Source organism: Dongia soli (genome assembly GCF_034044715.1).
Classification (GTDB): Bacteria; Pseudomonadota; Alphaproteobacteria; order Dongiales; family Dongiaceae; genus Dongia_B; species Dongia_B soli.
The window spans coordinates 171448-189320 of sequence record NZ_JAXCLW010000006.1; the positions used below are offsets into that span (position 1 = coordinate 171448).

The 17873-nt window shown below is 58.9% G+C and carries 22 protein-coding genes; 20 read left to right on the forward strand and 2 right to left on the reverse strand.

The annotated features are described in order from the left end of the window. The first annotated feature begins 27 nt into the window (after nt 1-27). The 14 genes from SMD27_RS18735 to SMD27_RS18800 all read left to right on the forward strand — a co-directional run bounded on the left by SMD27_RS18735 (nt 28) and on the right by SMD27_RS18800 (nt 12571). Complete coding sequence (locus tag SMD27_RS18735; RefSeq protein WP_320509961.1) at nt 28-1026, forward strand: major capsid protein; 999 nt, start codon at nt 28-30, stop codon at nt 1024-1026. A gap of 83 nt (nt 1027-1109) precedes the next feature. Continuing rightward, the gene (locus SMD27_RS18740) at nt 1110-1556 is read left to right on the forward strand and encodes a Bbp16 family capsid cement protein (RefSeq protein ID WP_320509962.1); all 447 of its coding nucleotides are present in this window, start codon (nt 1110-1112) and stop codon (nt 1554-1556) included. A 232-nt stretch (nt 1557-1788) separates the two neighbouring features. Continuing rightward, nucleotides 1789-2022: a hypothetical protein gene (locus tag SMD27_RS18745; protein WP_320509963.1), complete on the forward strand. Its 234-nt coding sequence runs from the start codon at nt 1789-1791 to the stop codon at nt 2020-2022. A gap of 40 nt (nt 2023-2062) precedes the next feature. Beyond that, a complete protein-coding gene (locus SMD27_RS18750) occupies nt 2063-2698 on the forward strand; it encodes a hypothetical protein (RefSeq protein WP_320509964.1) in 636 nt (211 codons plus the stop codon). After that, complete coding sequence (locus SMD27_RS18755; protein ID WP_320509965.1) at nt 2695-3858, forward strand: hypothetical protein; 1164 nt, start codon at nt 2695-2697, stop codon at nt 3856-3858. Before SMD27_RS18750 ends, SMD27_RS18755 begins: the two co-directional genes overlap by 4 nt. Continuing rightward, the gene (locus SMD27_RS18760) at nt 3855-5000 is read left to right on the forward strand and encodes a hypothetical protein (RefSeq protein WP_320509966.1); all 1146 of its coding nucleotides are present in this window, start codon (nt 3855-3857) and stop codon (nt 4998-5000) included. Before SMD27_RS18755 ends, SMD27_RS18760 begins: the two co-directional genes overlap by 4 nt. After that, nucleotides 4990-5685, forward strand: a complete 696-nt coding sequence (locus SMD27_RS18765; protein ID WP_320509967.1) for a hypothetical protein — start codon at nt 4990-4992, stop codon at nt 5683-5685. Before SMD27_RS18760 ends, SMD27_RS18765 begins: the two co-directional genes overlap by 11 nt. Further along, the gene (locus SMD27_RS18770) at nt 5682-6146 is read left to right on the forward strand and encodes a GNAT family N-acetyltransferase (RefSeq protein ID WP_320509968.1); all 465 of its coding nucleotides are present in this window, start codon (nt 5682-5684) and stop codon (nt 6144-6146) included. The genes SMD27_RS18765 and SMD27_RS18770 overlap by 4 nt, the downstream gene beginning before the upstream one ends. After that, nucleotides 6139-6615, forward strand: coding sequence for a hypothetical protein (locus SMD27_RS18775; RefSeq protein WP_320509969.1), 477 nt, complete (start codon nt 6139-6141; stop codon nt 6613-6615). Before SMD27_RS18770 ends, SMD27_RS18775 begins: the two co-directional genes overlap by 8 nt. A 1-nt stretch (nt 6616) precedes the next feature. Further along, nucleotides 6617-7198: a virion core protein, T7 gp14 family gene (locus SMD27_RS18780; protein ID WP_320509970.1), complete on the forward strand. Its 582-nt coding sequence runs from the start codon at nt 6617-6619 to the stop codon at nt 7196-7198. A gap of 83 nt (nt 7199-7281) precedes the next feature. Beyond that, on the forward strand, nt 7282-9558 hold the full coding sequence (locus SMD27_RS18785; RefSeq protein WP_320509971.1) for a M23 family metallopeptidase: 2277 nt from the start codon (nt 7282-7284) through the stop codon (nt 9556-9558). Between the two features lie 142 nt (nt 9559-9700). Continuing rightward, complete coding sequence (locus SMD27_RS18790) at nt 9701-10135, forward strand: hypothetical protein (RefSeq protein ID WP_320509972.1); 435 nt, start codon at nt 9701-9703, stop codon at nt 10133-10135. A 767-nt stretch (nt 10136-10902) separates the two neighbouring features. Continuing rightward, on the forward strand, nt 10903-12081 hold the full coding sequence (locus tag SMD27_RS18795; protein WP_320509973.1) for a hypothetical protein: 1179 nt from the start codon (nt 10903-10905) through the stop codon (nt 12079-12081). A gap of 130 nt (nt 12082-12211) precedes the next feature. Then, nucleotides 12212-12571: a hypothetical protein gene (locus tag SMD27_RS18800; protein WP_320509974.1), complete on the forward strand. Its 360-nt coding sequence runs from the start codon at nt 12212-12214 to the stop codon at nt 12569-12571. Nucleotides 12572-12728: 157 nt separating this feature from the next. On the opposite strand, the gene SMD27_RS18805 is transcribed toward SMD27_RS18800, so the two are convergent. Further along, complete coding sequence (locus SMD27_RS18805; RefSeq protein WP_320509975.1) at nt 12729-12857, reverse strand: hypothetical protein; 129 nt, start codon at nt 12855-12857, stop codon at nt 12729-12731. 173 nt (nt 12858-13030) lie between these two features. On the opposite strand from SMD27_RS18805, the gene SMD27_RS18810 reads away from it, so the two are divergent. Together SMD27_RS18810 and SMD27_RS18815 are read left to right on the forward strand one after the other, a co-directional pair. Continuing rightward, on the forward strand, nt 13031-14059 hold the full coding sequence (locus SMD27_RS18810) for a lysozyme family protein (protein WP_320509976.1): 1029 nt from the start codon (nt 13031-13033) through the stop codon (nt 14057-14059). A gap of 215 nt (nt 14060-14274) precedes the next feature. Further along, nucleotides 14275-14766, forward strand: coding sequence for a hypothetical protein (locus tag SMD27_RS18815; protein WP_320509977.1), 492 nt, complete (start codon nt 14275-14277; stop codon nt 14764-14766). A gap of 304 nt (nt 14767-15070) precedes the next feature. On the opposite strand, the gene SMD27_RS18820 is transcribed toward SMD27_RS18815, so the two are convergent. After that, nucleotides 15071-15613 (reverse strand): RNA 2'-phosphotransferase, encoded by a 543-nt coding sequence (locus SMD27_RS18820; protein WP_320509978.1) that lies wholly within the window; start codon nt 15611-15613, stop codon nt 15071-15073. A 325-nt stretch (nt 15614-15938) separates the two neighbouring features. Between SMD27_RS18820 and SMD27_RS18825 the strand changes: the two genes are divergently transcribed. From SMD27_RS18825 to SMD27_RS18840, 4 genes are read left to right on the forward strand one after another with little or no spacing between them, the layout of a single operon-like run. After that, nucleotides 15939-16337, forward strand: a complete 399-nt coding sequence (locus SMD27_RS18825; protein ID WP_320509979.1) for a hypothetical protein — start codon at nt 15939-15941, stop codon at nt 16335-16337. Beyond that, nucleotides 16334-17179 carry a lysozyme gene (locus tag SMD27_RS18830; RefSeq protein ID WP_320509980.1) on the forward strand — a complete coding sequence of 282 codons (846 nt, stop codon included), beginning with the start codon at nt 16334-16336 and terminating at the stop codon, nt 17177-17179. Before SMD27_RS18825 ends, SMD27_RS18830 begins: the two co-directional genes overlap by 4 nt. Further along, nucleotides 17176-17649, forward strand: a complete 474-nt coding sequence (locus SMD27_RS18835; protein WP_320509981.1) for a hypothetical protein — start codon at nt 17176-17178, stop codon at nt 17647-17649. Before SMD27_RS18830 ends, SMD27_RS18835 begins: the two co-directional genes overlap by 4 nt. Further along, the gene (locus SMD27_RS18840) at nt 17642-17848 is read left to right on the forward strand and encodes a hypothetical protein (RefSeq protein WP_320509982.1); all 207 of its coding nucleotides are present in this window, start codon (nt 17642-17644) and stop codon (nt 17846-17848) included. Before SMD27_RS18835 ends, SMD27_RS18840 begins: the two co-directional genes overlap by 8 nt. The last annotated feature ends 25 nt before the right edge of the window (nt 17849-17873 follow it).

Genomic DNA, 17873 nt, shown 5'->3' on the forward strand with positions numbered 1-17873 from the left:
CTCAGGCGACTTAATCAGGAGTGACACATGGCGACCATCGGTGGTCAATATCTCAGCATCACGGATCTTGCCAAGCGGATGACCGCTGACGACAAGATCGCGGATGTCATCGACATCCTTACGCAAACCAATGAAGTCCTGGACGATATGGTCTGGGTCGAAGGCAACCTGCCGACCGGCCATCTGACCACGATCCGCACCGGCCTGCCGCAGGCGACCTGGCGTCTGCTCTATCAGGGCGCGCAGCCGCAGAAGTCGACGACCGCGCAGATTACGGACACGACCGGCATGCTGGAAACCTACAGCATCGTCGATAAGGACCTGGCCGATCTCAACGGCAATGCCGCCGACTTCCGCCTGTCGGAAGACGAAGCCTTCCTGGAAGGCATGAACCAGCAGATGGCGCAGACCTTGTTCTACGGCAATATCGCCGCCAATCCGGAACGCTTCCAGGGCCTCGCCCCGCGCTACAACACGGTGCAGAACTCCGTCGCCGAGACGGCGAACAATGTCATCGATGGCGGCGGCACCGGTTCCACCAATACCAGCGTCTGGCTGCTGGTCTGGGGCAAGCGCACCATCCACGGCATCTATCCCAAGGGATCGAAAGCCGGCCTGACCCATGAAGATGTCAGCACCCCGGCGCCGATCGATGACGGCACGGGCGGCAAGTACCAGGCCTATCAGACCAAGTATCAGTGGAAATGCGGCCTCACGGTGCGCGATTGGCGCTTTGCCGTGCGCATCGCCAATATCGACGTGCCGTCGCTGGCGGGCGCCTCGCCGATCAATCTCCAGCGCCTGTTCATCCGTGCGATCAGCAAGGTGCCCAGCCTGAAGCTCGGCCGGCCGGTCTTCTATGTGAACCGCGCGGTCAAGACCTGGGCCGATATCCAGCAGACCGAGAAGCCGACACTCGGCTTCCACACGGTCGAGGATGCCCAGGGCAATCCGCTGACCGCCTTCCGCGGCATTCCGATCCGCCTGGTGGATCAGTTGCTGAACACCGAGGCGCGCGTCGTCTGAGGCGACGAAACCTGCTCCTCGTCCGTCCTTTGGCGGGCGAGGGGCGCTTCGGATAACGCGACAAAGAAATAAAGGATTCCATCATGATCTTGGACAGCACCAATCTGTTCTCCAACCAGCAGGCGGTCACGGCAACGGCCAATTCGACCAATGTGATCGACCTGAAAAGCGCCCGTGACCTGGGGCCGGGGCGCGACGCCAATGTCTTCATCGCCGTGACCCAGGATGCAGCCGCTGCCGGCGCCGCCACGGTGCAGTTTGCGCTGGTGGCGGCGGATAGCGCCGATCTCGCCACCAATCCGGTCGTGCTGCTGCAGACCGATGCGGTGGGCAAGGCGGCACTGACGGCAGGCGCGCAGGTTCTGCGCGCCGCCGTGCCGACCGCGCGGAGCGGCGGCAAGCGTTACCTCGGCATCACCTATACGGTGGCCAACGGGCCGCTGACCGCCGGCAAGTTCACCGCCGGCCTGGCGCTCGATCTGCAGGCTAACATCGCCTATCCGGAAGCGCTGAACGTTTCCGGCTTCTAACAGCCTGCGGCGCTGCCATGGATCCTCGGATCAAGCCCGAGGGTCCATGGTTTAGGCCGATGACCACGTCAAAACCGTAGGAGACGGCGCTATAGGTCTCGCGAGAGCCTTCAGTCGCAACGGTGGACCCTCGGATCAAGTCCGAGGGTGACAACCTTGTTTGTCGCGGCTGGGGTGCAACGCGGCCCGTAGTGACATCCTCAACAACGCAGACGATCAGAGAGGCTTGAACATGCCGCGTTACCGGGTGCTGGAAACATCCTTCATCGCCGACCGTATCTATGAAGCCGGCGCCGAGCTCGATTATGGCGAGCTGCCGGGCAGCAATCTGGAGCCGCTGGATGGCGCCGCACGCAAGGCACAGAAGGCGGCGGAAGCTTTGGCAGCGGCGCGCGCGGACTGGGCCGATCCCGAGGCCGAAGAGGCGGCGCCGATGGACCTCGCCGCGACCTTCGATCTCGCCTGACGCAGCACGTTTATCCATCATTCAACAGGAGTGAGCCGCCATGGCCGATCTTATCCAGATCGCCAATCTGTCCTTGTCGCGCATCGGCACGCGCTCGACCATTGCCGATCTGGCGGAAGACAGCCCGGAAGCGCGTGCCTTCAACATCATCTATGAGCAGGCGCGCGACGAGACGCTGGAAGCGGTCGATTGGGGCTTCGCGCGGGGCCGGCGCTATCTCGCCGATCTCGGCAATCCGCCGGTCGATTGGCAATTCCGTTACGCCTATCCCAATGACTGCCTGAAGATCCGCAGCCTCTACCAGCCGCTTGCCGTCTGGCGCGGACGGCTGTCGTCGATCGACAGCAATGCTTCGGCCGATCCGGTGCCCTACGAAGTGGCGATCGACAGGGACGGGCAGGGCAATGATCTGAAAGTGATCTATTGCGACCAGCCGCAGGCGCTTGCCTTCTATACCCGCCGCATCAGCAACACGACCTTGTTTCCGCCCGGCTTCTTGACCGCTCTGTCCTGGGCCTGCGGCGCGCAGATGGCGGTGCCGCTGACCGGCAATACGCAATTGATGCAGGCCTGCCTGACGATGTGGCGCGATGCCGTCGGCTCGGCGGCGGCGGCCGATGCCAATGAAGGCTTCAAGGATCAGAACGTCACCCCGGACTGGATCGCGCAACGATGACCCAGAATGTCATTCAGCCCTCCTTCGCCGCCGGCGAATTATCGCCCAAGCTCTATGCCCGGGTCGACCAGGCGATGTACCGGGTCGGCGCCCGCAAGATGCTGAACTTCTTCGTCCATCCCGCCGGCGGCGCCAGCAACCGGCCGGGCACGGAATTTGTCGGCGCGGTTAAGGACAGCGCCATACGTGGCCGGCTGATCCCGTTCCAGTTCAATACCCAGCATACCTATGTGCTGGAATTCGGCGACCAGGTGATGCGGGTCATCAAGGATGGCGGCTATGTTCTATCCGATCCGGACACGATTTATGAAATTCCGACCCCCTATGCCGGTGAAGATCTGCCATTGCTGAAATACACGCAGTCGGCGGATGTGATGACCTTCTGCCACCCCAATTACCAGCCGCAGGATTTGTCGCGCGCTGGGGATGCGGAATGGACATTCAGCCCGGTCAGTTTTTACCCGACGGTAACCCGTCCCTCTGGCCTCAGCGCGGTGGTCGCGACGGGCGGTTCCAGCGTCTACCGCTACAAGGTCACGGCGGTGAATGGCGATGACACCGAAGAGAGCCTGCCCGGCATTGCACCCGCAATGGGCATTACGGCAATCTCAAAAGCAAAGCCGACTGTCGTAGCGACGGGGTCAGCGCACGGCCTGCAGACGGGAGACGAAATCTGCATTGTAACGGCACCGGGAATGCCGGAGGTCGCGGGCGGATATTTCCTCATCGTGGTGACCGGGGCGACCTCTTTCAGCTTGCGCAAGCTGGATAACAGCGATGTCGATAGCACCGGTTATGGGACATATACCGGTGGTGGTGCCTTAGGCGCGGCATTCATCCGGACGGCAGGCTCCGCGGCGCTCTCCTCCACCAATACCATAACAGTTTCCTGGGCTGGCCAATCCGGCGTTTCAAAATTCAATATCTATCGGGAAATCAGCGCACCTTTGGATATATCGGGTCATCCAGCTCGACCAGTTTCAAAGACGACAATATCAAACCGGACACAGGCGATACGCCGCCCGCGATCCGCGACCCGTTCGAGGGTAAGAATTGGCCGAGCACCGTCGCCTATCACGAGCAGCGCAAATTCTTCGCCAATTCGACGCAGAAGCCGCAGACGCTCTGGGCGACGCAGACCGGCAATTTCAAGAACATGAATGTCGCCTCGCCGACCAAGGATGACGATGCCATCACCCGGACGCTGGTCTCCTCCCAGGTCAATGCCATCCGGCACATGGTGTCGATGAATGTGCTGATCCTGCTGACCAGCGGGGCGGAATGGAAATGCTATGCCGGGTCGAATGGCGATGCGATCACCCCGGCCAGTTGCTACACCAAGCCGCAATCCTATAACGGCAGCAGCGACGTGCAGCCGATCGTCTCCAACAACGCCATTCTCTATATCCAGGAGAAGGGCAGCGTGGTGCGCGACCTGCTCTATGATTTCGCCACCGATTCCTATAGCGGCACCGACCGCTCGGTCTGGGCCGATCACCTGTTCTACGGCCATACGATCCGCGAATGGGGCTATGCGCAGGAGCCGTTCCGCATCATCTGGGCGGTGCGGGAGGACGGTGTGCTGCTGGGCTTCACCTATATGCGCGAGCAGCAGGTCTTCGGCTGGCACCGCCACGCGACCGACGGCTTCTTCGAAAGCGTCGCGGTGATCTCCGAGAATGGCGAGGACGTGCCGTACTTCATCGTCCGGCGCGAGGTCAATGGCGAAACAAAGCGCTATGTCGAGCGGCTGCACAGTCGACTGTTCGAGGATGTGGTCGATGCCTGGTTCCTCGATTGCGCCCTGCAATACGACGGTGAGCCGACCATGACGGTTTCCAACCTGGATCACCTGGAAGGAAAGACGGTCGGGGTGTTGGGTGATGGCAATGTCTTTCCCAATGCCGTGGTGACCGATGGCAAGATCACGCTCGACAATCCGGTCGGCAAGATCACCATCGGCCTGCCTTATACGGCGGAGCTGGAGACGCTCGACCTCGATGTCGGCGACCCCACCATCCAGGGCAAGCGCAAGAAGCTCTCCGCCGTCACGGTCAAGGTGGAGAAGACGCGCGGCCTGAAGATCGGTGGCATCTATGAGAACGGCCAGTATTCCCGGCTGACCGAGGTCAAGGAACGCAGCAACCAGATGTATGGCACGCCGATCGGCCTGCTGACCGGCAATGAGCGGGTGGTGCTGGACCCCAATTGGAACAGCAACGGCCGCATCCTGATCCGCCAGGATAATCCGCTGCCCTGCACTGTGCTGGCGACGATCCCGGAGGTGGATCTTGGCGCGTAAACCTTACCATGTGGTGGACGCGACGCCGGATCACGCCGTTGCCCTGGCGCGGATCATGCGGCGGGCGGACCGGGACGAGATCCATGCCGCCTCGGGCCTTGGTCCGCTGGTGGGGCTCAGGGCCTCGCTCGATGCCTCGGTCCTGGCGCGCTGCTGGCTGGTCGAGGACCAGCCGGCCTGCATCTTCGGCTTGGCGACGGATTCGCTGCTGAGCGGCACCGGCCGGCCCTGGATGCTGACCAGCGATCTCCTCCTGCGCGAGCAACGCATTTTCCTGCGCCATTGCCGCGATTTCGTCGCCGAGATGCTGGACATCTTCCCGGTCCTCGCGAACTGGGTCGATGCGCGTTACATCGGCTCGATCAAATGGCTGCATTGGATGGGCTTCCGCCTTTATCCCGCCGAGCCGCTCGGCCCGTTCGGGATGCTGTTTCATCGGTTTGAGATGCGGGGCGGGGATGTCGATTGCCAGCCGTCAGTCGCTACGGTGGACCCTCGGATCAAGTCCGAGGGTGACAATTCGGGGCAGGTTGATGTTGTGCAACACACATTGTCGATGAACATCGCACCACATCCGCAACAAACAAGGTTGTCACCCTCGGACTTGATCCCCGTCGGCGCAGGCCGACCTTCGTCGGCGGGGTCCACCGTGGAGACTGAAGAACGCAAGGTGACCCTGGCATGACCGTCACCATCAAGCCCTGCACGGTTGACGAGATCGAGCGCAACCCGCATTTTCCGGCACTCGCCAGGGAATATGCATCGGAAGCGGCCATCCATGGCCTGCCGGCGCCGGTCGAGAAGCTCGCCGCCTATCGCCTGATCGAGGCCTCGGGCTGCTTCCAGGGCTATGGCGCCTTTCTCGACGATGATGAGCTGATCGGCTTCGTCGCCCTGCTGCTTCCGGTCATCCCGCATTACGGCGTGGCGATCGCGGTCAGCGAATCCTTTTTTGTCGCCGCCGCCCATCGCAAGAGCGGCGCCGGCATCAAGCTGTTGCGGGCGGCGGAGCGCCAGGCGCGGCAAGCCGGTTCGCCCGGCCTGCTGGTCAGCGCGCCTTATGGCGGCCGGCTGGCCCGGGTGCTGCCGCATCTCGGCTACCGCGAAACCAACCGGGTCTTTTTCAAGGAGATGGCCGATGCGTGATCTAGCAGGGCTTGATGATCGCCCCGCCGCCAATGTCATCCCGGCGATGAGCGAGACGGCTCTGGCCAAGGTGCGGGCGCTGGAAAGCCTGGCCGCAAGCCAGCCGCAGCAGGAAATCGACACCGCGCATCTCTTTCATGCCGGCCTCTATGCCCGCACCATCCGCATCCCGGCCGGGGTGATGATCACCGGCGCGCTGATCAAGATCCCGACCGTGCTGATCGTCAGCGGCGATGTCGTCATCTATCTCGACGGCGAGGCGCGGGAGCTGCACGGCTATCACGTCTTCGCCGCCAGCGCCGGCCGCAAACAGGCCTTCGTCGCCCTGGCCGACACCGATTTGACCATGCTGTTCCCGACCGCAGCAAAGACCATCGAGGCGGCGGAGCGGGCATTCACCGATGAGACGGATCTCCTGGTCTCGCGGCGCGACACCAGTTTCAACACGGTCACCGTGACGGAGGACTAAGATGACAGGTGCAACAACCGCGACCGCCGTCGCTTCGCTCGCCGCTGCCGCGATCTCGGCCGGCGTCTCCGTGGTTGGCTCGATCCAGCAAAGCCAGGCGCAATCGGCCCAGGCCAAGTACCAGGCCGCGGTCGCCCGCAACAACCAGATCATCGCCCAGCAAAATGCCGATGACGCCTTGAAGCGCGGCGATGTGGAGGAGCAGAAGCAGCGCCAGAAGGTCCAGCTCCTGCTGGGCCAGCAGCGCGCCGGCTTCGCTGCCCAGGGTGCCGACCTCACCAGCGGCTCGGTACTCGATATCCTCGGCGACACGGCGGCGACCGGCGAGCTGGACGCGCTCACCATCCGGAACAATGCGCAACGCGAGGCGCGCCAGTTTCTGCTGCAAGGCGTGAATTTCCAAGCCGATGCCCAGCTCTACCAGATGCAGGCGAAACAGGCGAAGACCGCCGGCTATTTCGATGCGACCAGTTCCTTCTTGGGCGGCGTGTCGCAGTTCGGGAAGAGCTACGCCGATTTCAGCACTTCTGGCGCTTTCAAATCCCAATCCCCGTCTAAGTCCACCACATCTTCTGTGCCGTAGCCGCCGATGTAAGTCACCGGCCCATCACATGCGACCGATCATTTTCGCGCCAGGCATAAGGCTTGGGCGCAGCGGAGAGATTCATGCCTCGCGTCCCGGAATATAACCAGCGCCAGATCGCGCTTGCCCCCGCCAACACGCCCTACCAGACCATGAAGCCGACAGCCGAGGCTTTCGGCAGCGATGTCGGCCGGGCGATGACGGATCTCGGCAAATCCCTCGGGTCCGTCGCGGACAGCCTTGGAGAGGCTGCAAAGTATTTGCGCCAGCAGGACCAGGCGAAGAACGAGACCGCCGCGGTTGATCTCTTCAACCAATTCACCGCGGCGCAGGGCAAAATCGCTGACAGTTACCAGACACTGCCCGGCAAGCTGGCGGTGGACGGCTACACGGCGACCGAGAAACAGCTCTCGGTCCTCAAGCGGGATTACTTGTCGCGCGCCGCCAATTCGGAGCAGGCCGAGCTCTTGAGCAAGGCCATGGAGGCGGGGAGCGCCACCGTCCTGGGGCAGATGCAGCGCTATCGCGACCAGCAGCAGGGTGTCTATGAGGACGATGTCAGCACGACGCGGATCGATCAATCGATCCAGGGCATCGGCAGGTTTTATAACGACAGCCGGGAATACGCCAAGGGCCTATATCTGGCGCAAGCCGAGAGCCTGGACCAGCTCAGGCGTCACCAGGCAGGGCCGGAGGAGATCAAGGCGGCACTGGCGCAGGTCGCCAGCAGGGCCATGCGGGCCCGGGTCGAGGGGGCGATGGCGCAGCGCGACAGCGGCGCGGCACGAAACCTGTTCAGCCTATATGAAGCCAATCTGCTGCCGGATGACCGGGCGGCGACGAGCGCCCGGCTCGATCATCTGGAATTCAACAACCGGGTCGAGGATGAAACTGCCCGTATCCTGCAGGCTTCACCGCTGCGCCTCGGCAGCGAGCAGCATGGCAAGACCGCGACCGAACCCAGCCCGCCGGATGCCGAGGCGCGCCTGGCCATGGCAGAGAAGATCGCCGACCCGCAACTGCGGTTGGCCGTATCGGATCGGATCGCTTCGCAGACCATACGGGACCAGCAAACCTATCTGACCCAGCAGCGGCACTTGAAGGGCCAGGCGAAGGACATCATCGACCGGGGCGGTTCCGTCACCGACATTCCCTATCAGATGCTCATTGGCATCGACGCGAAAGGGAAGGCTGCGTTGAGCGCCTATGCCAAGGCCGGCGGCAGGATCACAACCGATCCCGTTGTCTATTACGGGCTGAAGAACCTCGCGCTGGACGATCCGCAGGCTTTTCTCGATGTCGATCTCAACGATCACCTCGGCGAGATCGAGGCGAAGGACCTCGCAACGCTCGACCAATTGCAGCAAAGCCTGCGCAGCGGCAACCACGACCCGCAGCTCGACCTGGAGCGGGTCTATAAAGACAATATCGACCGAACCCTCCGCGGGCTCGATCTTTCCGCAACCGACATTGCGAAACTCTATCACGAGGTCGATCGCGATCTGGCCGGCTACCAAGCCGCAACCGGCCGCAAGGCGACACCGGCAGAGCAACAAAAGATTGCCGACCAGGCCGTAATCGATATGAAGCTCGATCGGCGGAGCTTCGCTATGACGCGATATGGCGGGGTCATCTCGACAACTGGCAGAACGGCGACCGCAAACGACAACTCGTTGATGATTCGGACTGCGGATCATGTACCTCCATCTCAATCTAGCCCACCATCTAAAGAGGGCCCTGCTACGACCGAGCCGGCGCAGCAGGCGGTACCAACTAATGTAGCGCCTCCGAAGGAAAAGGTTTCAAAATCAAAGAACACCGCCCAGGCTGATGGACCGAAGGCAGATCAAGCCATTCGAGCATTAGAAAAATATAAAGCTGCGCAATGGCCAGTAGGGGAATATCGGACATTAACTAAACGTGACGCAGCTTCCGGCCAGGGTGCTGGTGGCTTCGGGCGTGGCCGAAATGGTGGGGTAAAGGGGCATTGGGGAATTGATATCGAAGCTCCGGTGGGCTCTCCTGTCTATGCCGTGTCAGACGGCAAGGTTGTCCTCGTGGATTATAACAAGTCATTTGGGTATCAGATCGTTATTGAGCATGCTGGCGGCTTTTACACGCAGTATGCGCATCTCGATTATCCGTTCATTGTCAAGGGCGGTCTACCGCATCGAAGGAACAAGGATCTCGTCAAAGTCGGCCAGGTCGTGAAAGCTGGGGATCAAATTGCAGAGATCGGGCGAAGTGGAAACGCTATCAAGGTGAAATATTCTCATCTGCATTTCGAAGTGCGTTATGGAAGTGCCACGCCTCATCTCAACGGCGGTACGGTAGTTGACCCACTTTTGTTTTTAAATTAAATTCTACTATCGGTAGAATTCTGGGTTTGCTATGAAAACTCTGCTATGTGCCCTTATCGGGATCAGCTTATCGGTTCCTGCTTGGGCTGAGGGGTGTAAACCGTTCCATGATAGGGAGGATAGGTTTTCCTTTGGGAAAACGATGATTGGCGAAGCTCGCAAGCCAATTCCGCCTTCAGCGCCGCAGTCGGAGAATTGCCGCGGCAGCCAAAAGCTCTCCGATTTTTGCGTTTACGTCGACACCGACGGTGTCACGTATTTTGTCGACGATAAAATAGTTGTTCGGAAGGAAATCCGGGATATTGCGGGCTATCGAGGCTCGTTGATCGCGGGTGTCGCCGATGGGGATGTCGTTGCTCAAGTGACTCACAAACTTGACGATTTGCCCTGGGATTTCCCCTCTTGGCACATCGAAACCGCTGAGGGAAATAACTCCGTTCTCGTTACGGATGTATGTGTGCTCAGCGGCAATGGCACGCTGGTTAATTACGAATTGGAATTTGATTGGCAAGACAGGTTGATCGGTATTGCGTCGTCATCCCAGCTTTATTGGCAAGAGTATTGGGAGACACAATAAGTGGGTCAAATAAGGTGAGCCATGGCAAAGGCGCTTAGAATTATCTGGGATGCATTGGCAATCGGGATGTTGGCCCAACTGGCTGGGATTGGAATGGCTTGGCCTGCGCGGCGGTGCCGGCCTGGAGCATGTAGCAGCATCAACCATTCGCGACGTTGCCAAGCAGACAGGTAAGGAGGCCCTGAAAGAAGTCACCAAAGGACGGCGCTTACGTTAAGAAGGGAGGGCGCTATTGGTTTACTGATGCCAACGATAAAAATTTTCTCCAACTTCAAGTAAGAAGCTTACGTGGAGTGGATTCAATGAATGTCTATTTTATAAGCGTGCAAGCACTCTTTCACGCGTGCACTGATCGCACAGATCTCGTTTTACTTCGAAGTCAACAAGATGTGCCTGCGTTTGAAGAAATAGCAAAAAAATACGGATTGCACCTTCTTCCAAGCATCGAATAGCGATTAGGTTTGTGGATTTCCGGCGCGCAAACCGGCAATGTGTCTCATGATCTGATAGATTGACGTGGCGATCGGCAACACCGGTTGCACACGCTTCCTTCCAGCTGGCCTTAACCAGATCATTTCCCTCCAACTTAAAGTCAAACGGATAGTCAGTTACTTTTCGATGTAGCTGGCTTTTTGTTATGAACAACGGTTGGAGCGAAGCGTTATTCTGCGGCATCAAGCCGACACCGCCGCTCAGGCCTTCACGGCGCCCAGCTCGCCCGCCTGGCCAAGGTAGCGGAGATTGAGGACCCGGATCTGCGCCAGCGGGTGGCGGCGAATGTCGCCCTGGCGACCCAGCGGGAGAAGCAGACCTATCTCGCCAATCAGCGGCAATTAAAGACGCAGGCCAAGGACATCCTCGACCGGGGCGGCAGCATCACCAGCATTCCCTATCAGACCTATATCGGCATCGATCCCAAGGGCCGAGAAGCCATCGATGGTTATGCCAAGGCTGGCGGCAGGATCACCACCGATCCCGCCACCTTCTATCGGCTGCGTGATGAGGCGCTGGATCATCCCCAAAGCTTCCTCGATACCGATCTCAACGACTACATCCATCTGGTCGATGGCAAGGACATGTCCAAGCTCTCGGCTTTGCAGGCCACGCTCAAGGACAAGGGGCCGAACGATCCCGCGTTCAGCCTGCAGCGCAGCTACAAGGCCAATACCGATCGTGTATTGCAACAGCTAGGCTTGACAGCAGATTCCAACAGCCAGCATGAAACGGCGTTAGCCGGGCGAACGGCCGAAAGTAAGAGTATGTCGGAGGGTACGGTGATTAAATCCGCCGATGACGATGATCTGCAGATGAAGATTGTCGTGGCGTTTCGCCGCAATGTCGATATTGCTCTCAGCGCTCACGAAGCTGCTACCGGTCGTCAGGCGACACCCCCTGAACAGCAGCAGATCGTCAACCAAACGGCAGCCAATTTACGCCGCATCAAGGCGGAGCATGAGGAACAATCTAATAACACGTTTTATTCAAAAGCGAACTCATCCGACGACAGCGCGCAGCCGCTATTGATCCAAATAGCAAGCGGCCAACCTCAGACGGATGTTCCTGAGATTTCAGAAAAGAATGACGTCCGAAATCTGAAAGCGGATTCGAATGAGCAGATATTGGCACTCAATATGTTCGAAAAGATGTTTGTCACCGATGACATTGAAAAGAAGATCAAGAAGGTTATCGGCAGTGCCACAATGGGAACCCTCAGCAAAGATCAGATCAATGATATCTACGATGAGGTCCTAGACAACATTGATAGGGAAGATGCGGAGCGCTTTGTCAAAATCAATCCAAACAGGATTCCAATGATTCTCAATAAACAACAAATGGATATCATTAGAAGGCAAATTGATGCTTTGCCGGACGATCTTCGAGACGCTGCTACTAAGGGTCTCGATAAAGCTCTCCAGAGCGGGCAAGTTAATTGCCCAGATTGCTAGGGAGTGTCCTGGATTCTCTCGCTTTTATTCCATTTGTGATTTACACGTATAAAGGGTTTATATATGATGCTGAATGTTCTTAGAATTTGCTAAGCGTTTTTATCGATAGAGGCCTACGTTGAGCAGGCGAATGATGACGATAATGCTCCCGGCGCTGTCGTTCTTATATCTGTGTCTCGATATCATCGATGACCACCTTAAAGCGCGTCAAATGACAGATGGCTGGGCTCTTGGAAAGATATCGAGCTATCTTGAGATTCCTTTTCCGAATTCGCTTGTTCCTTTGCTGTCACCTGCCTGGGGAGATTCGGAATTCGCGAAAGTGATCTTCTTACCAATTTTAATTATAGCGTCATGGGGTGTCGGCTGTACGGTGGATGAAGCTATTAGCCATCAAGGATTGGTTAAGAGTGTGATAGGCTACGCAGTAATTTCCTTTTCTATGTATTTTTTGGCGCTGTACGTGTTTTTCCACTCTTTGAGTTTTTAAATCCGCAGAAATATTCCGACTGGTTAGTTTATCAGGGAGCTTTGAGCGCCTTTCAGCGCCAAAGGCCCGGCGGCCTATCGGCGCGGGCTGATGCATAACCAGGCGACGATCACCCGCAATACCTGGATACGCGCTCGGCCGAGCAGGCTTTCCAGAATTACAACACCCAGTGCTTCACGCGGTCATCCGGCAATTCGCCACTAAGGGCGACATCGCCGGCGCGCGGCGCGTGTTGGAGCGACAGGCCGACAACCTCACGCCCGCTGCATGGGCGCAACTGGATCATTAACCGACGGCTCCGCCGGCACTTATGCCTTCACACAGTCCAGCCAACCGAATCTATCGACCGACTGTCGACGGTGATGGGGATCCAGGCGCTTTCCGAAGTTAAATGAAATTTCGAAAAATCGTTGCTATAATATCAACATTTCCAGATCAAAAGTCATAAGAGGTGAACCCATGGAGCCGCAGATATCGCCAAGCAAGAGCGACACCCGCGCTGTTCCGTCCGCAAATCCCGGGCTTCCTGTTAATAACGATGCGAACATTTCGGGAGTGATACCTACCGAAGGGGCTGGAGCCACTCGCGACCAAACAGAAATTACGCGAGCAACCGAAGCTAAGCAGTTGGGCGATCGTTTCGGCCTCAACTATGACCTCGTGCTCCGCAATCTTGACCAGCTGAGGCAAGCAGCCGCGTTGGAGGACGTCACGTTTGGAGAATTCCGTTTGCCATTTGGTATCGGTGAGAGCAACGAAAAGGAAGAGGGCAATCCGGTAGCGACGTCACGATCTTTGTCAAATGTTAATGCACAAGCCGCCGGCGCATCACCACAACCCGATTTAGGCGCCCAAGAAAAAAGATCTAATGCAAATCATAAGATCAAACTGGATAACGAGACGACAATGCCTGTGGACGATAGCGATGCTGTCCGCAAAGCATTTATCCTCAAGGGTGGGGGCGGGCACTTCGTGGTTAAGGAAAACCCGAACGCAAGCTCGGAGACGCCATGGTATGCACTGGCGAGCTATTCTGACGTCAAAAAATATCAATCTCAAATCGACTATGCGGCGGACAAGGTCGGCGTCGATCCCCGTTTAATAAGGGCGATCATGTATGTTGAAACGACCCACGGATATTACGATAGGTTCAACCCCCGACCCCAAACCAACAAATCGATCTTGCCTATGAACGTCAACGTGAAATATTGGGACGATCATTTCGGCACGCGAGAGCAATTAAATGATCCACTGCAGAATGTTCTCGCAGGAGCCAAAATGATTAAGGCCATTGTAAATAACGTCCCGAAAGACACATCCATAGCTGCCATTGCAACTCTCTATAACAGCCACGTTGCGCGGACCGTATCTAGTTATGGCGCGCAAGTGGCGAAAGCATATGAAACACAGCCATGGCAGCAGGATCTAATTAGGGATAGAACCAGTTACCAGTTCCGGCGAGGAGGTATTCCACCGCGCCAGAACTAGATTCGTTTATCAGTGCCGATATCGCTCGCATTGGCTAAACCGACAAAAACTCGCGTTAGACAATGAAAGACGGCAGGCCGTCGCTGCCTGAAAGCGCAATGTTGCGACAACTCGGCCTTCATTGTGCCACTTTTGCGGGTTATTTCTGGGTGAATGGCTAAAGCACCGATATCGCACATGCGTTAAGATAGACCGTAGCTAAGGTGTGTTCGAACATGTTGGGGATCTGCAGTTGGCGGCGACTTGCCTTGGTTAGCGTGATCGCTCTTTCTTATGCTTGCGGTAATGTATTGGCCTTTGCATTGGTCGATGCCTGGGGCGAGGCGGTTCGCTCGATAGCGGATATCGGCCGTATTCTTTTGGAAGCATCCTCTGGCATAGCGCCACTGTTTTTCCTCTCCTTCGTGGCAGCGACCGTTCTTGGATTATTGATCCTGCCCTGGCGATTGATGGGCGCCGCCTTCTGGTCCGTCCTCATTATTGCGGCTGTTGCCGGTTCTGCCGCGGCGAGTTTTGCCGGTTATCTCGCGATTTCGCATAATCCTCAGGAAATCTATCTTGACACGCGAAATGATGGATTGAACATCCCTAACCTGTTCCCGATCGTCTATAGCTGGTTCTGTGCCTTTTTCTTTCCCACGGCGATCTTCGGCTTGATGGTGCTATTGTCCTGCAGCGGCATTGACGATACGCCACCAAGCGAATGAGCTTGGATATATCGATCAGTGTGCCTCCGCCGAGGAAGTGGCGATCGGCCGAGACCTGACGCTGGACGAGCACTAGCAACTCCTCGTCAAGAAGACCGTCGAAGCGGGGGTTGTGCATCTCGCCTCTGAAGCCTTGCCCGCGTCGGGCAAGGATGAAGCTGCGCGAATGACAATGCCGTCCCCGCCAAGGACGATACGGCAGAGGATGCTCGGCGCGCAGACAGCCTCCGTTGGCGATGGAAACACCGATAGTGACGACGGCGAATTCGACGCCGACCTCACCATACTAACGGCGGGGCGAGGTTCACCCTTCCACGTCAATGAATTCCGGCGGCACGGCATCCGTCAGCCAGACGCCGTTTTCGGCCTGGTAGAATTTTAGGCCGCGCTCGTGCATGCAGGCGGTGTCGATCTTGAGCACCACCGGTGTGCCGTAGCGCTGGCCGACGGCGGTGGCGGTTTGCGGATCGGCGGAGAGATGCACGTGGTGGCGCGATTTGGCGATCAGCCCTTGAGCGCGGAGCGAATCCAGGAAGCGCGTCGCGGTGCCGTGATAGAGGAGGGCCGGCGGCACCTTTTCTTCATAGGTGAGCGAGACCGTCTTCGTCGAATGGCCCTGCACTGCGTGGATGCGCCTGCCGTCCGGTGAAAGGGCGAAGCGTTTCTTGTCGCTGGTCTCCACCACTTTCTCGATGAGGGCGCGGTCGAGTTTGCGGCCCGCTTTGGTGGCGCCGGCGATCAGGGCGTCGATCTGCGCCCAGCCTTCGCTGTCGAGGGTGAGGCCGATGCTTTGCGGCTGATGCCGCAGGACGTAGCTGAGGAATTTACTGGTTTCGGTGATCTTCATTTTCTTGTCGTTATTTTCTGTTGTTCGTCATGTTCTCATGCGGCGGTCATTATCGACAGAAGGCGGACCGACGGCAACCGAGATTTGCAACCTATAGGCGAAACGGCTTCTAATGCCAAGCATTCCCGGGTCGCGCGGAATTCTTCAGAGCGCAGCCGCTGGAAGTTATGTTGATTATAAAACAACGATCCTGTTATAATTGTCAATATGCCAATATTCAAGCGCAATCATAGGGCAGGCCGGGATGGCCCAGGATCGCGCCAGGGATCACGCCGGGACGCGGCCCGGATTTGTGCTCCGGGATCGTGACAGAAAGGAAGCGGATATGGCCGATTTCGCGCGCAAGGCAGAGCAGGCGGCGGACAATGCCTGGGTCAAACTGGCGGCGCGGATCTCGCTGCCGGTCCTGGCTTTCCTCGGCATGCAGGCCTGGGGCGATCTGCGCGACCAGGGACGCTCGATCAACCAGGTGCTGCTGAACCAGGCGGTCACCGATGCCAAGCTGGAAGACGCTTTGCGGCGCATCAACCGACTGGAGGAAACGCAGACGCGCAAGGCGGCACTCGGCCTTGATCCGCTGGGCCGCGATCTCCTGCGTTCTGATCACCTGGGCTTCGATCTCCGCATCGTCGAGCCTCATCCCGACCCGGGCAATCGGTTCGTCGACCGTACCGCGATCGGCAATACGACGATCCTCTCCACCGCTGAAAGGAGGAAGCAATGAGCATATCCGTGATATCGCCCACTGGGCTTGCCGCTGCTGGAACCGCATCCGTTGGAACCGCACCCACTGGAAGCACGCCGACCACGCCGATTGGAATCGTGCCGGCGGGGCTGGCGATCATCGAGGAATATGAGGGATGCCGCCTCACGGCCTATCTGTGCCCGGCTGGCATTCCCACCATCGGCTATGGCCATACCGGCCCCGATCTCACGATCGAGGATGTCGGCCGCCGCACCATCACGATGGCGGCGGCGGAGGCTTTGCTGGAAAGCGATCTGCGCCGGGTGGGCGATCAGGTGGCCGGCGCCTGCCGCGTCTCGGCCAATGCCAATCAGCATGCCGCCATGGTGTCGCTGGCCTTCAATATCGGCATCGGCAATTTCCGCAAATCGACCGTGCTGCGGGCCCATAATCGCGGCGATACCGAGGCGGCGGGGCGCGCCTTCAACCTCTGGACCAAGGCCACGGTGCGGGAACGCGAGACGGAACGGGGGCGCAAGGTGGAGCTGCCAGGCCTGGTGTCGCGCCGGGCGCGGGAGGCGGCACTTTATCTCACTGTGGTCCGGCCGGAAGACCGCACGGCGATGCCGCGCGGCTTCATCGAGGAACCGCCGATACGCGCCACGCCCGGCATTGCCGGCAGCGGTGTGGCAGCCGGGGCGGGCGGTCTGGCGGCCACGGCGGAGATCGTCCGGCAGGTCGGCGATATCGGCTATGCGGCCAGCCCAATCGCCGATCTCGTCTTGCGCTTCGGCCCCATCGTTTTGGCCGTCATCGGGGCGGTGGTGATCGGCTGGATCGTCTATCGCCAGATCCGGCTGCGGCAGGAGGGCTGGCGGTGATGGGCGCGCTCGGGCTCTGGCTGCTGCGCAACTGGAAACTGGTGCTCGGGGTCGTGGGGGTGGTCGGGCTTCTCGGCCTGTTCGGTGTCATGCGCCTGGAGCTCGCCGCCGCGCGCCTGAAGGCCGATCAGGCGGCGACCAAGACCACGCAGCAGACCTTGCGCGCCGAAGCGGCGGAGGCGGAGGTCATGCGGCAGAAGGGCTTCGTCAGCGAACTCGGGGCCGTCAACCAGCGCAATGCGGCCCTGATGGCGGATTACCAGAAACGGCTGGCGATGCAGCAGGAAGCCGCCGACAAGGCGACGCAGAGCCTTGCCAATCTGAAACGCTCTTATGCGGTTGCGATCGAGGAGATCCGGAATGCGAAACAGCAAGCAGTGCCTCTGTCAGCTTCTGCCCGTTCTGGCCTTGCTCGGCTGTGGTGCCTGCAGCAGCGGCAAGGCGATTTCGACGCCTGCCCCGGTGATTGAATACAAGCTGGTCGAGCCGCCGATCGATCGCAGCCTGCTCAACTGCAGCGACGGGCCGGACTGGCCGGCGAAGGATCTTGCCTCGGATCTCGATCTCTTGGCGCTCACCTATGGCTATCAGGCGGCCTGGCTGGACTGCAAGGCGAAGCTGGAGGCCATCCGTGCCCTCGATACCCGGCAACTGGCGGAGCGTCGCTGATACACCGGTCGATCAGCCGCAGCAC

What these genes read in the sequence shown, in the direction of transcription:
- SMD27_RS18735 (WP_320509961.1), top strand. Translation starts at nt 28, where the DNA reads ATGGCGACCATCGGTGGTCAATATCTCAGCATCACGGATCTTGCCAAG.
- SMD27_RS18740 (WP_320509962.1), top strand. Translation starts at nt 1,110, where the DNA reads ATGATCTTGGACAGCACCAATCTGTTCTCCAACCAGCAGGCGGTCACG.
- SMD27_RS18745 (WP_320509963.1), top strand. Translation starts at nt 1,789, where the DNA reads ATGCCGCGTTACCGGGTGCTGGAAACATCCTTCATCGCCGACCGTATC.
- SMD27_RS18750 (WP_320509964.1), top strand. Translation starts at nt 2,063, where the DNA reads ATGGCCGATCTTATCCAGATCGCCAATCTGTCCTTGTCGCGCATCGGC.
- SMD27_RS18755 (WP_320509965.1), top strand. Translation starts at nt 2,695, where the DNA reads ATGACCCAGAATGTCATTCAGCCCTCCTTCGCCGCCGGCGAATTATCG.
- SMD27_RS18760 (WP_320509966.1), top strand. Translation starts at nt 3,855, where the DNA reads ATGAATGTCGCCTCGCCGACCAAGGATGACGATGCCATCACCCGGACG.
- SMD27_RS18770 (WP_320509968.1), top strand. Translation starts at nt 5,682, where the DNA reads ATGACCGTCACCATCAAGCCCTGCACGGTTGACGAGATCGAGCGCAAC.
- SMD27_RS18775 (WP_320509969.1), top strand. Translation starts at nt 6,139, where the DNA reads ATGCGTGATCTAGCAGGGCTTGATGATCGCCCCGCCGCCAATGTCATC.
- SMD27_RS18780 (WP_320509970.1), top strand. Translation starts at nt 6,617, where the DNA reads ATGACAGGTGCAACAACCGCGACCGCCGTCGCTTCGCTCGCCGCTGCC.
- SMD27_RS18785 (WP_320509971.1), top strand. Translation starts at nt 7,282, where the DNA reads ATGCCTCGCGTCCCGGAATATAACCAGCGCCAGATCGCGCTTGCCCCC.
- SMD27_RS18790 (WP_320509972.1), top strand. Translation starts at nt 9,701, where the DNA reads ATGATTGGCGAAGCTCGCAAGCCAATTCCGCCTTCAGCGCCGCAGTCG.
- SMD27_RS18800 (WP_320509974.1), top strand. Translation starts at nt 12,212, where the DNA reads ATGATGACGATAATGCTCCCGGCGCTGTCGTTCTTATATCTGTGTCTC.
- SMD27_RS18805 (WP_320509975.1), bottom strand. Translation starts at nt 12,857, where the DNA reads ATGATCCAGTTGCGCCCATGCAGCGGGCGTGAGGTTGTCGGCCTGTCG.
- SMD27_RS18810 (WP_320509976.1), top strand. Translation starts at nt 13,031, where the DNA reads ATGGAGCCGCAGATATCGCCAAGCAAGAGCGACACCCGCGCTGTTCCG.
- SMD27_RS18815 (WP_320509977.1), top strand. Translation starts at nt 14,275, where the DNA reads ATGTTGGGGATCTGCAGTTGGCGGCGACTTGCCTTGGTTAGCGTGATC.
- SMD27_RS18820 (WP_320509978.1), bottom strand. Translation starts at nt 15,613, where the DNA reads ATGAAGATCACCGAAACCAGTAAATTCCTCAGCTACGTCCTGCGGCAT.
- SMD27_RS18825 (WP_320509979.1), top strand. Translation starts at nt 15,939, where the DNA reads ATGGCCGATTTCGCGCGCAAGGCAGAGCAGGCGGCGGACAATGCCTGG.
- SMD27_RS18830 (WP_320509980.1), top strand. Translation starts at nt 16,334, where the DNA reads ATGAGCATATCCGTGATATCGCCCACTGGGCTTGCCGCTGCTGGAACC.